The organism is Actinotalea sp. JY-7885 (assembly GCF_014525465.1).
Lineage (GTDB): Bacteria > Actinomycetota > Actinomycetes > Actinomycetales > Cellulomonadaceae > Actinotalea.
Window position 1 is genome coordinate 1 of sequence record NZ_JACEXH010000103.1, and the last position, 12,228, is coordinate 12,228.

The 12,228-nt window shown below is 75.9% G+C and carries 10 protein-coding genes; 9 read left to right on the forward strand and 1 reads right to left on the reverse strand.

Translation table 11 applies throughout. The features are described 5' to 3' along the window. On the forward strand, positions 1-1,064 hold a 1,064-nt coding region (locus IDM29_RS10575; protein ID WP_188037509.1), incomplete at its 5' end, for an aminotransferase class I/II-fold pyridoxal phosphate-dependent enzyme. Positions 1,065-1,086: 22 nt separating this feature from the next. On the opposite strand, the gene IDM29_RS10580 is transcribed toward IDM29_RS10575, so the two are convergent. Beyond that, a complete protein-coding gene (locus tag IDM29_RS10580; protein ID WP_182113238.1) occupies positions 1,087-1,677 on the reverse strand; it encodes an isochorismatase family protein in 591 nt (196 codons plus the stop codon). A 568-nt stretch (positions 1,678-2,245) separates the two neighbouring features. Here IDM29_RS10580 and IDM29_RS10585 point away from each other — a divergent pair. From IDM29_RS10585 to IDM29_RS10620, 8 genes are all read left to right on the forward strand, one after another. Next, entirely contained in the window at positions 2,246-3,109 is an 864-nt protein-coding gene (locus tag IDM29_RS10585) for an endonuclease domain-containing protein (RefSeq protein WP_182113239.1), read from the forward strand. A gap of 9 nt (positions 3,110-3,118) precedes the next feature. Beyond that, on the forward strand, positions 3,119-4,921 hold the full coding sequence (metG, locus tag IDM29_RS10590; RefSeq protein ID WP_182113240.1) for a methionine--tRNA ligase: 1,803 nt from the start codon (positions 3,119-3,121) through the stop codon (positions 4,919-4,921). 1 nt (position 4,922) lies between these two features. Next, on the forward strand, positions 4,923-5,870 hold the full coding sequence (locus IDM29_RS10595) for a TatD family hydrolase (RefSeq protein WP_182113241.1): 948 nt from the start codon (positions 4,923-4,925) through the stop codon (positions 5,868-5,870). A 148-nt stretch (positions 5,871-6,018) separates the two neighbouring features. Continuing rightward, complete coding sequence (locus IDM29_RS10600; protein ID WP_182113242.1) at positions 6,019-7,218, forward strand: ubiquitin-like domain-containing protein; 1,200 nt, start codon at positions 6,019-6,021, stop codon at positions 7,216-7,218. 312 nt (positions 7,219-7,530) lie between these two features. After that, positions 7,531-8,766 carry a resuscitation-promoting factor gene (locus IDM29_RS10605; RefSeq protein WP_304518610.1) on the forward strand — a complete coding sequence of 412 codons (1,236 nt, stop codon included), beginning with the start codon at positions 7,531-7,533 and terminating at the stop codon, positions 8,764-8,766. Between the two features lie 16 nt (positions 8,767-8,782). After that, entirely contained in the window at positions 8,783-9,646 is an 864-nt protein-coding gene (rsmA, locus tag IDM29_RS10610; protein ID WP_182113243.1) for a 16S rRNA (adenine(1518)-N(6)/adenine(1519)-N(6))-dimethyltransferase RsmA, read from the forward strand. Beyond that, entirely contained in the window at positions 9,643-10,596 is a 954-nt protein-coding gene (locus IDM29_RS10615; RefSeq protein ID WP_182113244.1) for a 4-(cytidine 5'-diphospho)-2-C-methyl-D-erythritol kinase, read from the forward strand. Before rsmA ends, IDM29_RS10615 begins: the two co-directional genes overlap by 4 nt. Beyond that, positions 10,596-12,228, forward strand: a 1,633-nt coding sequence (locus tag IDM29_RS10620; RefSeq protein ID WP_188037510.1) for an ABC-F family ATP-binding cassette domain-containing protein, incomplete at its 3' end; no start/stop codon positions are given. The genes IDM29_RS10615 and IDM29_RS10620, both read left to right, overlap by 1 nt.

The window sequence follows — 12,228 nt, forward strand, 5'->3', positions numbered from 1 at the left end:
CGACGGGCGTGCTCGACCTCGCCTCGGGCGCGCCGGACCCTCGTCTGCTGCCCGACCACGGCGCGGCGCTGGCCCGCGTCGCGGCGGCGGCAGGCGCGCCCGCCGGCTACCGGGACGCCGCGATGCTGCCCGAGCTGCACGCGCTCGCGACCGGGCGGCTGCGTCGCGACGGCGTCCCGGTAGACGCGCTCGCGGTCACCTCGGGCGCTCTGGACGCGATCGAGCGGCTGCTGCAGGCGCACCTGCGCCCGGGTGACCGCGTGGCGGTCGAGGATCCGGGCTGGGCCAACCTGCTCGACCTCGTGGCGGCGCTCGGTCTCGAGCCCGTCCCGGTCCGCGTCGACGAGGACGGTCCGACGCCGGACGGGCTGCGGACGGCGCTCGCGCGCGGGGCCCGCGCCGTCGTCGTGACCGCGCGCGCCCACAACCCGACGGGCGCCGCCATCGGGTCCCGGCGCAGTGCGGCGCTGCGGGCGGAGCTGGCGCGCCGGCCGGACGTGCTGCTCATCGAGGACGACCACGCCGCCGAGCTGTCGCCCGTGCCCCTGCACGCGCTCGCGGGCGCGACGACGTCGTGGGCGTTCGTCCGGTCGGTCTCCAAGCCCTACGGGCCGGACCTGCGGCTCGCCGTCGTGGCGGGCGACGAGGCGACCGTGGCGCGCGTCGTCGGCCGCATGCGGCTGGGCTCGGGGTGGGTCTCGACCCTCCTGCAGCGCCTCGTCGTCGAGCTCTGGACGGATCCCGGCACGAGCGCCGCGGTGGCGCGGGCCAGGGACACGTACGCGGCCCGGCGCAGCGCGCTCGTCGCGGCGCTCGCGCGGCACGGCGTCCCGGCGTCGGGCCGGACCGGGGTGAACGTCTGGGTGCCGGTGCGCGACGAGACCCGGGCCGTGACCGCGCTGCGGGACCGCGGCGTCGCCGTCGCGCCCGGCGCACGCTTCCGCCTCGCGTCCCCACCGGGCGTGCGGATCACCGTCGGCCCGCTCGGCGAGGACGACGTCGAGCCGCTGGCCGCACTGGTCGCCGAGGCGCTCACCGCCCCCGGGCGCGGCACCCTGACCTGAGCGGCGGGACGCTCTGGGTGTCTTAGGCGGTCGAGGCGGTCAGGACCGCGCCCGCGGCGGCGAGCTCGGCGCGGGCGGCGGCGCCCTGCTCGGGCGTGACGGGGACCGTGAGGTCCGTGAGCACCCGCGTGCGCAGCCCCAGCCCGAGGGCGTCGAGCGCGGTGGCCCGGACGCAGTGCGACTCCGCGATGCCGACGACGTCGACGTCCGTGACGCCCGCGTCGCGCAGGATCGCCGCGAGCCCGCGGCCCTGCTCGTCCACCCCCTCGAACCCCGAGTAGGCCGCGGCGTAGGCGCCCTTCTTCACGCTCGCGTCCGGGCGCAGGTCGGCGAGCGCGGGGTGGAGCTCGGCCTCGGGCGTGCCGGCGACGCCGTGCGGCGGCCACGTGTCGACGTAGTCCGGCTCGGCCGGGGGGACCGCGAAGTGGTGCCCCGGGTCGACGTGCCAGTCCTGCGTCGTCACGACGAGGCCGTACTCGTCCCGGCGCTCGCGCGCGTGGCGGGCGATGGCCTCGGCGACCGCGTCACCCCCCGCGACGGCGAGGGCCCCGCCCTCGCAGAACGTCGGCTGCACGTCCACGACCAGCAGCGCCCGCCTACCCGACCCGCTCATCCCACCCATCCCGCCAACCTACCGACCCGCCCGCCCCGACCCGCCCGCCCTCGACCCGCCCGCCCCCGACCCCGCCCGTCCCCGCCCCGCCCCGCCCGCCCCGACCCCGCCCGCGCCGCCCTGCCGGGGAGTGACCTGTCGACACTGGGGGTCGGTGCGCCCCGCGGTGACGGTGTGACGCGTGGTGCAGGTGCGACCACCACCAGCCCCAGGCGCACCAGGAGCACCGGAAGGCGCACCGAAGCCGGCGGGCCGGGCGTCCGGGCGTCCCGGTGAGGCAAGGCCCGGGGCCCCGCCGGCCCTCGCGCTGGCCCTCGCGCTGGCTCTTCGCCCCGTCCCGGCCAACGCCCCCCGGCGCGCCCACCCGCTCCGCCGGGGCTCCGTGCGCCCGCTGGTGCCACTGCGGCTGGTGGGGCTGACGGGTTCATCGCCTGCCTCGTGGGCATCAGGAGCACCATCGGGCGCACCGAGGCGCGCGCGGGCATCCACAGGTCCGCCGCGGCGGCGTGTGTCCCCGGTACCGACGGTCCCCGAGCTCGCGGGCCGCCCCACGGACCACCCTCACGACATGGATCTCGTCGAGCGCCTGCAGCGCGACCACGGCTGTCTGAGGACGGGCCGCCTCGTCCGAGACCGCCAGGACGAACGCGAGCTCCGCCGTCTGGTCGAGACGGGTGTCGTCGTGCGCCACGGCCGCGGGCTGTACGCGTTGCGCGGCACACCGGCCGCGGTGGTCGCCGCACGTCGGACCGGCGGCGCGGTCACGTGCGTGTCGCTCCTCCACGGGCTCGGCCTCCCGGTGCTGCACGTGCCGGGCTCCCCGCACGTCAGCGTGCCCGGCGGGCGTGGGGCGCCCCGGGCGGGTGTCCTGGCGCGGTCGACGGTGCTGCACTGGGACGAGGAAGCCACGGGCGACACGGTCCTGGCCGACGTCCCGACCGCCCTGTGCCACGCGCTGCGGTGCGTCCAGCTCCGGGACGTGGTGGCGCTCGCCGACGCGGCCCTCCACCGTCGCCTCCTGCGCGACGTGGGCGAGCTCGCCGCGCGGCGTCCCCTCGGCGGCAGGGCGACGTTCGACCGTCTGCTCCGCCTGGCGGACGGGCGCAGCGAGTCGATGCCCGAGACCTTCCTGCGCCTTGCCCTGGTCGAGGTCGGGCTCCAGGTGGAGCCCCAGGTCGCCGTCGAGGGGGTCGGCCGCGTCGACCTGCTGGTCGAGGGCCTCCTGGTCGTGGAGGTCGACGGTTACGCCTACCACCACGACCGGCGGGCGTTCGCGGAGGACCGTCGCCGTGATCGCGTCGCGGAGCTCCGCGGCATCCCGGTGCTCCGATTCACCTTCGACGATGCCGTCCACGACACGGCGCGGGCGGTGCACGAGGTGCTCGCCGCCCTGGTCCGCCACCGGTCCGGGGCCTCAGCCGCGGCTCACTAGGATCGAGCCATGGCCCACATCCTCTCGGCGGTCGCCTGGCCCTACGCCAACGGCCCCCGCCACATCGGACACGTCGCCGGCTTCGGCGTCCCCTCCGACGTCTTCAGCCGGTACATGCGCATGGCGGGCCACGACGTGCTGATGGTGTCCGGGACGGACGAGCACGGGACGCCGATCCTCGTGCAGGCCGAGCAGGAGGGCGTGACCCCGCAGGAGCTCGCGGACCGCTACAACCGCGTCATCGTCGAGGACCTCACCAACCTGGGCCTGTCCTACGACCTCTTCACGCGCACGACGACGCGCAACCACTACGCCGTCGCGCAGGAGATGTTCCGCACCGTCCACGAGAACGGCTACATGGTCGAGAAGTCGACCATGGGCGCCATCTCGCCGTCGACCGGCCGGACGCTGCCCGACCGCTACATCGAGGGCACGTGCCCGATCTGCGGGTACGACGGCGCCCGCGGCGACCAGTGCGACAACTGCGGCAACCAGCTCGACGCGATCGACCTCAAGAACCCGCGCAGCCGGATCAACGGCGAGACGCCCGAGTTCGTCGAGTCGGTCCAGTTCTTCCTCGACCTGCCGGCGCTCGTCGACGCGCTCGAGGCGTGGCTGCGCTCGCGGGACGCGTGGCGCCCCAACGTCCTGAAGTTCTCGCTCAACCTGCTCGCGGACGTGCGCCCGCGCGCCATGACGCGCGACATCGACTGGGGCATCCCGGTGCCGCTCGAGGGGTGGAGCGACAACCCGAACAAGCGCCTGTACGTCTGGTTCGACGCCGTCATCGGCTACCTCTCGGCCTCGGTCGAGTGGGCGCGGCGCACGGGTGACGTCGACGCCTGGCGTGCCTGGTGGAACGACGAGCAGGCCCGTGGGTACTACTTCATGGGCAAGGACAACATCACCTTCCACTCGCAGATCTGGCCCGCCGAGCTGCTCGCCTACGACGGCCGCGGGGACAAGGGCGGGGAGCCGGGCCGCTTCGGCACCCTCAACCTCCCGACCGAGGTGGTCTCGAGCGAGTTCCTCACCATGGAGGGCCGGCAGTTCTCCTCCTCGCGCGGTGTGGTGATCTACGTGCGGGACATGCTCGCGCGCTACCAGCCGGACGCCCTGCGCTACTTCATCTCCGTGGCGGGGCCCGAGAACCAGGACACGGACTTCACGTGGGCCGAGTTCCAGCGCCGCACCAACGACGAGCTCGTCGCCGGCTGGGGCAACCTGGTCAACCGGACCGTGAACCTCATCCACAAGAACTTCGGCGAGATCCCCGCGCCGGGCACGCCCGAGCCGGTCGACACGGCGCTGCTCGACGCCACCCGCCAGGGCTTCACCACCGTCGGCGACCTCATCGCCGGCCACCGGCAGCGCGCCGCGATCGGCGAGGCGATGCGCCTGGTCACCGAGGCCAACCGCTACCTCTCCGAGACCGAGCCCTGGAAGCTCAAGGCGCCGGAGCAGCGCGACCGCCTCGCGACGGTGCTCCACACGGCCGCGCAGGCCGTCTCGGACTGCCGCACGCTCCTCTCGCCCTTCCTGCCGCACTCCGCGCAGGCCGTCCACGAGGCGCTCGGCGGCACCGGCACGGTCTCGCCGCTGCCGCGCATCGAGGAGGTCACCGACCTCGACGACCCGTGGCGCACCTACCCGGTGATCACCGGGGACTACCGCGTGGGGGAGACGCTGGCCGCGTGGGAGAGCGTCCCGCTCGTCGCCGGGACACCGGTCGGCCCGGCCAAGCCGGTGTTCCGCAAGCTGGACGACGCGATCGTCGAGGAGGAGCTCGACCGGCTCCGCGCGGACGGCTGACGTGGGCCGCTCGGGCCGGGAACGCGACCGGAGCTGGCCGCCCGACCCGGAGCCCCTGCCGCACCCGCTCGTCGACGACCACACGCACCTGGACCACCCCGCGCCCGGGGCGGGTGGGTTCGACGGCGGCCCGACGCCGCCCAGCCTCGCCGACCAGGTCGAGCGCGCGGCTCGGGCGGGTGTGACCCGCATGGTGCAGGTGGGCTGCGACCTGCCCGCCGCCCGGTGGACCGCCGACGTCGTCCGCGCGGCGCAGGGCGTGCCCGTGCACCCCGAGCTCCTGGGCGCCGTCGCGCTGCACCCCAACGAGGCGCCGCTGCACGCCGGCGTGCGCGAGGTCGGCCCCGACGGACTGCCGCCGGACCCGCAGGAGCACCACGCCGTCGACCTGGACGACGCCCTCGCCGAGATCGCCCACCTGGCACGCACCACCGACCGCATCCGCGCCATCGGGGAGACCGGGCTCGACTACTTCCGCACGGGCGAGCGCGGGCGCGAGGTCCAGCGGGAGTCGTTCCGCGCGCACGTCGCGCTCGCCAAGGAGCTCGGGCTCGCCCTGCAGATCCACGACCGCGACGCGCACGACGACGTCCTGCACCTGCTCGAGCGCGACGGTGCGCCCGAGCGGACGGTCTTCCACTGCTTCTCGGGAGACGCCGCCATGGCGCGCGTGTGCGCCGAGCGCGGCTGGTACCTGTCGTTCGCCGGCACGACGACGTTCTCGGGCTCGCACGCCCTGCGCGAGGCGCTGCGGACGGTGCCGCTCGGGCAGCTGCTGCTCGAGACCGACGCGCCCTACCTCACGCCGCACCCCTACCGTGGCCGACCCAACGCGCCGTACGCGGTGGCGTACACCGCCAGGGCCGTGGCCCGGACGCTCGACGTGGACCTCGCGCACCTGTGCCGCACCGTGTGGGCGACGGCGGAGCAGGTCTACGGTCCCTGGTGAGGTCGCGCCCGACGTGCGCCGTCGCCCCGGGACCGGGCGGGCGCGGTGAGGCACCCGACCGGGGCTATCCTCGTGTGGTCCCGTCGGTTACCGTCGAGGACGGCGTCGACCCCGGCCCACGCCCCGTGTCCTTCCCCCGGACGATCGGATGCCCGTGCCACACGCCTCGACCGCAGCCCCTGCGCGGGGCCGCTGGGCCGGTCGTGCCCGCGTCGCGGCGCAGGCGGCGGTCCTGTCGATGGTGGTCGGCGGGACGAGCGCGTTCGCCGTCCTGCACAAGACGGTGACGCTCGACGTCGACGGCGAGGTCCGCACGGTCGCGGGCTTCGGCCGCACGGTTGAGGACATCCTGGCCGGCCAGGCGATCGAGGTGCGCGAGGGCGACGTCGTCGCGCCGGTGCCGGGCAGCCTCGTCCACGACGACACCGAGATCGTCGTGCGCCACGCGCGCGAGGTCGTCGTGGAGATCGACGGCGAGCGCCGGACCCTCGTCACGACCGCCGCCACCGTGGGGGAGGTCCTCGCCGAGCTGGGCCTGCGCGAGGGCGCGCGGGCGTCGTCGTCGCGCTCGGCGCCGCTCGGTCGCGACGTCCTGCGGCTCTCGACCGCCAAGGCCCTCAGCCTCACCGTTGACGGCGCGACCCGGACGGTCGGCACGACGGCGAGCACCGTGCGCGACGTCCTGGCCGAGGCGGGCGTGGTCCTCGGGGAGCACGACCAGGTCTCGGTCCCGCTCGACACCGCGGCCACCGACGGGCTCGCCGTCACGGTCACGCGGGTGCAGTCCGTGACCCGTACGGAGACGACCGCGCAGCCCTTCGAGGTGGTGCGTCAGGAGGACCCCACCCTTCCCCGGGGTCAGGAGGTCGTCGCGTCGCGCGGCGTCGACGGCAGCCAGGTCGCGACCTTCGTCGCCTACGAGGCCGACGGCGTCGAGATCGGCCGGACCCTGCTCGCCGCCGCGGTCACCGCACCGCCGGTCGCGCAGGTCGTCCGCGTCGGCACCAAGGAGCCGATCGCGACGCCGGCGGTCGCCCCGGTGGAGCCCGGCACGTCGCGCGCGATCGGCCTGGAGCTCACGCTGGCGCGCGGCTGGGGCGAGGACCAGTTCGCCTGTCTCGACGCGCTGTGGAGCAAGGAGAGCGGGTGGCGCGTCGACGCGCACAACCCCTCGAGCGGTGCCCACGGGATCCCCCAGGCGCTGCCGGGCAGCAAGATGGCCAGTGTCGGCGCCGACTGGCAGTCGAACCCGGTGACGCAGATCACCTGGGGCCTGGGCTACATCGAAGGCCGCTACGGGAACCCGTGCGGTGCGTGGGCTCACTCCAAGGCGAAGAACTGGTACTGAGCCCCCGCGCGAGCGCCGGAGCCCGCGGCGGTGTGACAGGCGCCCTCTTGGCCTCAGGTCACGAATGAGTTACGGTCGCATGTCGCTCCGCTGGCCGGGGCGTCGAGCGTCTAGGGCCGAACGGAGCCGCTGACGCCGGCGCCGGGTCGGTCTGGGCGGCCGGCGGGCCCTCACCCGCCGCGACGGCCGGATCAGGAAGACCGGGCCGGCGGGCAGCACGTCCACGCGACGTCGGGCCCGTCCGGTGCAGCACGAGCCCTGCTCGTGCTGCGTCCCGCTCCTGTGCCCGGGCAGCACGACGTCTGGAACCCTGTGACCCGTCTCGACCTCCGCCGCCGCCTCGCCCGGGCCGAGCGCGCCCCGCAGCCCCTGCCGACCGACGCCGCTGCTGACGACACGCAGCAGCTGTCGCCCTCCGAGCCCCCGCGGCGGAACCGTCGCCGGGTCCTCGCCGTCGCCACCGTGGCCTCGGCCCTCGTCCTGGGGGGTGGAGCGGTCGCCGTCGCCGACGCGCACAAGAGCGTCACGCTCGACGTGAACGGAGAGCTGGTCGAGGTCGCCACGTTCTCCGGCACCGTGGCCGCGGTGCTCGAGGCCGAGGGGATCACCGTCGGCGAGCGCGACCTCGTCGCGCCCGCCGTCGACACCGAGCCCCGCGACGGCGGTGAGATCGTCGTGCGCCACGCCCGTCAGGTCACGGTGCTGACCGACGGCGTCGAGGAGACGGTGTGGACCACGGCGCTGCAGGCCGACGAGGCCCTCGCGTCGCTCGAGGCGCGCGGTCAGGACGTCCGCCTGGTCGCGTCGCGGTCGGCGGCCGCGGGCCGCGCCCAGCTCCCCGTGCGGATCGACGGCCCGGCCGCGGTGGTCGTGGACGGCCGGACCGAGCAGGTGGCGCAGGCGAGCGACCTCGAGTCGCTGCTGACCGAGCTCGACGTCACGGTCGGCGAGCTGGACCGGGTCCACGTCACGAGCCCCGCGGAGGGGCCGCTGACCGTCACGGTCCAGCGCGTCGTCGCCGAGGAGCAGGTCACCCTCACGGAGGTGCCCTTCGAGAGCGTCGTCGAGCAGTCGGCGGACCTCTTCGTGGGCCAGACCCGTACCGCCCAGGCGGGTGCGCCCGGCGAGCGGACGACGGTGCACCGCGTGGTCCTCGTGGACGGCGTCGAGGAGTCGCGGATGCTGCTGAGCGACGCCGTCACGCGGCTCCCGGTGACCGAGGTCGTCCGGCAGGGCACCAAGGAGCGCCCGGTGGTCGCCCCGCGGGCCGCGGCCGCACCGGCCGGCGGCGGTGGCGCCGCGCCCGCCGGTGACGTCTGGGCCGCGCTGGCCCAGTGCGAGTCCGGCGGCAACCCGACGATCGTCTCGCGGAACGGGCTCTACCACGGCCTGTACCAGTTCTCGGTCGGGACGTGGCAGTCGGTCGGCGGCTCCGGGCTGCCCTCGCAGGCCTCGGCGCAGGAGCAGACCGAGCGCGCGATGGCCCTGCAGGCCCGGTCGGGCTGGGGCCAGTGGCCCGCCTGCTCGTCCAAGCTCGGCCTGCGCTGACCCTAGGCTCGTCCGTATGACCGCTGACGCCCTGCTGGGCCCCGCACAGATCCGGGACCTGGCAGGGCGTCTCGGCATCCGCCCGACGAAGTCCTGGGGCCAGAACTTCGTCGTCGACGCCGGGACCGTCCGCAAGATCGTCCGCACGGCCCGCGTGCAGCCCGGCGAGCGTGTCGTGGAGATCGGTCCGGGCCTGGGGTCGCTGACCCTGGGGCTGCTCGACGCGGGCGCCGAGGTGGTGGCCGTCGAGATCGACCCGGTGCTGGCCGCCCAGCTCCCGCTGACCGTCGCCGAGCGGGCGCCGGACGCCGCCGACCGCCTCACGGTGGTCGCGGCCGACGCGCTCACGCTCACGGAGCTGCCCGGGCCCCCGCCGACCGCCCTGGTCGCGAACCTGCCGTACAACGTCGCCGTGCCCGTCCTGCTGTCCTTTCTGGCGCGCTTCGACTCGCTCGAGCGCGTGCTCGTGATGGTGCAGACCGAGGTGGCCGACCGGCTGGCGGCACCGCCCGGGTCGCGGACCTATGGCATCCCCTCCGCCAAGGCCGCCTGGTACGCCTCCGCGCGGCCCGCCGGGTCGATCGGGCGCGCCGTCTTCTGGCCCGTGCCGCGGGTCGACTCGTCCCTCGTCGCGCTCGAGCGTCGCGACCCGCCCCCGACGACGGCGACGCGCGAGCAGGTCTTCGCGGTGATCGACACGGCGTTCGCGCAGCGTCGCAAGATGCTGCGGTCCGCCCTGGCCGGCCTCGCGGGCTCCTCGGCGGCGGCCGAGGCCGCCCTGGTGGCCGCGGGCGTCGACCCCACGGCGCGCGGGGAACGGCTCGACGTCGTCGCCTTCGCGCGCATCGCCGAGCAGCTGTCTGCGAGAGTGGGCACGTGAGTGAGCTCCAGGGTGCGCAGGTCGTCGTGCGCGCGCCGGGCAAGATCAACCTCGCGCTGACGGTGGGACGCCGCCGCGCCGACGGCTACCACCCGCTCGCGACGGTCTTCCAGGCACTGTCGCTCTTCGAGGAGGTCGGCGTCAGGGACGCCGACGCGCTGAGCATCACCGTCAGCGGCCTGCACGCCGACCGGGTGCCCACGGATGAGAGCAACCTCGCCTGGCGTGCGGCGCTCGCGCTGGCCGCCGCGACCGGCGCGGAGCCCGGCGCGCACCTGCACATCCACAAGGGTGTTCCCGTCGCCGGCGGCATGGCCGGGGGCTCGGCGGACGCCGCCGCGACCCTCCTCGCCCTCGACCAGCTCTGGGGTACCGGGCTCTCGCGCGAGCAGCTGGCCGAGATCGCGGCCACGCTGGGGTCGGACGTGCCCTTCGCCCTGCTCGGCCAGACCGCCGTCGGCCTGGGGCGGGGCGACCTGCTCACGCCCGCGATGAGCCGGGGCGAGTACCACTGGGCGCTCGCGCTGCGGGACACGGGCCTGTCGACCCCTCGGGTGTACGGGATGTTCGACGAGATCGTCGGTGGGCAGCCGGGGGAGCCGGAGGCCGACCGCGCCCTCATGCAGGCACTGCGCACCGGTGACGCGAACGCCGTGGGCGCGGCGCTCGTCAACGACCTCCAGGACGCCGCGCTCGAGCTGGCCCCCGAGCTGGCCGAGACGCTCGCCGTCGCGCAGGACGCCGGTGCGCTCGGCGTCCTGGTCAGCGGGTCCGGCCCCACCGTCGCCGCGCTCACGCGCGACGAGCGCCAGGCGCAGGCGGTGGCGGCGGCGATGACCGCGGCGGGGGTCGCCGACCAGGTCCTCACGGCCGTCGGGCCCGTCGCCGGCGCGCGCGTGGTGCGCGGGCACGGGGCGGCCGGCCGCGCCGGACGGACGAGCGGGGACTGATGGCGCACCTGCTCGGTGCGGACGGCCTGACGTACACGGTCGGCACCCGCACGCTCCTCGACGGCGTGAGCCTCGGGCTCGACGCCGGCGCCCGCACCGGCGTCGTCGGTCCCAACGGCTCCGGCAAGTCCACGCTGCTGCGGCTCCTCGCCCGCACGCTCGAGCCCGACGCGGGCCGGGTCACCCACGCGGGCGGCATCCGGGTGGGCATGCTGGACCAGCGCGACGAGCTGCCCGCCGGTGCGCGCGTGCGCGACCTCGTGCACGGGTCCGACGCGGAGCACACCTGGGCGGGTGACGCCGCGGTGCGCGCGGTCCACGCCGGCCTGCTCGCCGACCTCGACCTCGACGCCGACGTCGCGCACCTGTCGGGCGGCCAGCGGCGCCGCGTGGCCCTCGCGGCGCTGCTCGTCGCGGACCTCGACGTCCTCCTGCTCGACGAGCCCACGAACCACCTCGACGTCGAGGGCGTCGCCTGGCTGGCCGAGCACCTGACGGCACGCTTCGGCGGCCGCGGCGCGCGCGGTGCCCTGCTCGTGGTGACCCACGACCGCTGGTTCCTCGACGCCGTGTGCACGCGCATGTGGGAGGTCACGGGCGCCGTCGACGGCGGGCCGGGCGGCCAGGTCCTCGGGTACGACGGCGGCTACGCGGCGTACGTCCTGGCCCGCGCGGAGCGCGAGCGCCAGGCCGGCGTGACGGCGTCGCGGCGCGACAACCTGCTGCGCAAGGAGCTCGCGTGGCTGCGCCGGGGCGCGCCCGCGCGCACGAGCAAGCCGAAGTTCCGCCTCGACGCGGCCTCCGCGCTCATCGCCGACGAGCCGCCGCCGCGTGACCCGCTCGAGCTCACCCGGCTCGCGACCGCGCGCCAGGGCAAGGACGTCGTCGACCTCGAGGACGTCACCGTCCGGTTCGACGGGCCCGCGGGGCCGCGCACGCTGCTCGACGACGTGACGTGGCGCCTGGGCCCGGGCGACCGCTACGGCGTCGTCGGGGTCAACGGCGCCGGCAAGACGACGCTCCTGCGCCTCATCCAGGGGACGCTCCGCCCCGACCAGGGGCGGGTCAAGCGGGGCAAGACCGTCGCGGTGGCCGCCCTGACGCAGGACGTCGCCGAGCTCGACGAGCTGGCGCACCTGCGCGTGGTGGAGGTCGTCGAGCGGGAGCGGCGGGTCGTCGCCGTGGGCGGCAAGGAGCTCACCGCCTCGCAGCTCGTCGAGCGGCTGGGCTTCACCCGCGAGCGGGCGCAGACCGTGGTCGGTGACCTGTCGGGGGGCGAGCGCCGCCGCCTGCAGCTGCTGCGCCTCCTGGTGGGCGAGCCGAACCTGCTGCTGCTCGACGAGCCGACGAACGACCTGGATACCGACACGCTCGCCGCGATGGAGGACCTCCTCGACGGCTGGCCCGGGACGCTCGTGGTCGTCTCGCACGACCGCTACCTGCTCGAGCGCGTGTGCGACCGGCAGATCGCGCTCCTGGGGGACGGTCAGGTGCGCGACCTGCCCGGTGGGGTGGAGCAGTACCTGGAGCTGCGGCGAGCCGCCCGCGCGACGGCGCCGACGTCGCCCGACGCCGCGGAGCCGGCCGGGACGCCCGCCCCGCCGCCGGCGGGGCCGAGCGCGGCCGAGGTCC

What these genes read in the sequence shown, in the direction of transcription:
- IDM29_RS10580 (WP_182113238.1), bottom strand. Translation starts at nt 1,677, where the DNA reads ATGAGCGGGTCGGGTAGGCGGGCGCTGCTGGTCGTGGACGTGCAGCCG.
- IDM29_RS10585 (WP_182113239.1), top strand. Translation starts at nt 2,246, where the DNA reads ATGGATCTCGTCGAGCGCCTGCAGCGCGACCACGGCTGTCTGAGGACG.
- metG (WP_182113240.1), top strand. Translation starts at nt 3,119, where the DNA reads ATGGCCCACATCCTCTCGGCGGTCGCCTGGCCCTACGCCAACGGCCCC.
- IDM29_RS10600 (WP_182113242.1), top strand. Translation starts at nt 6,019, where the DNA reads ATGCCCGTGCCACACGCCTCGACCGCAGCCCCTGCGCGGGGCCGCTGG.
- rsmA (WP_182113243.1), top strand. Translation starts at nt 8,783, where the DNA reads ATGACCGCTGACGCCCTGCTGGGCCCCGCACAGATCCGGGACCTGGCA.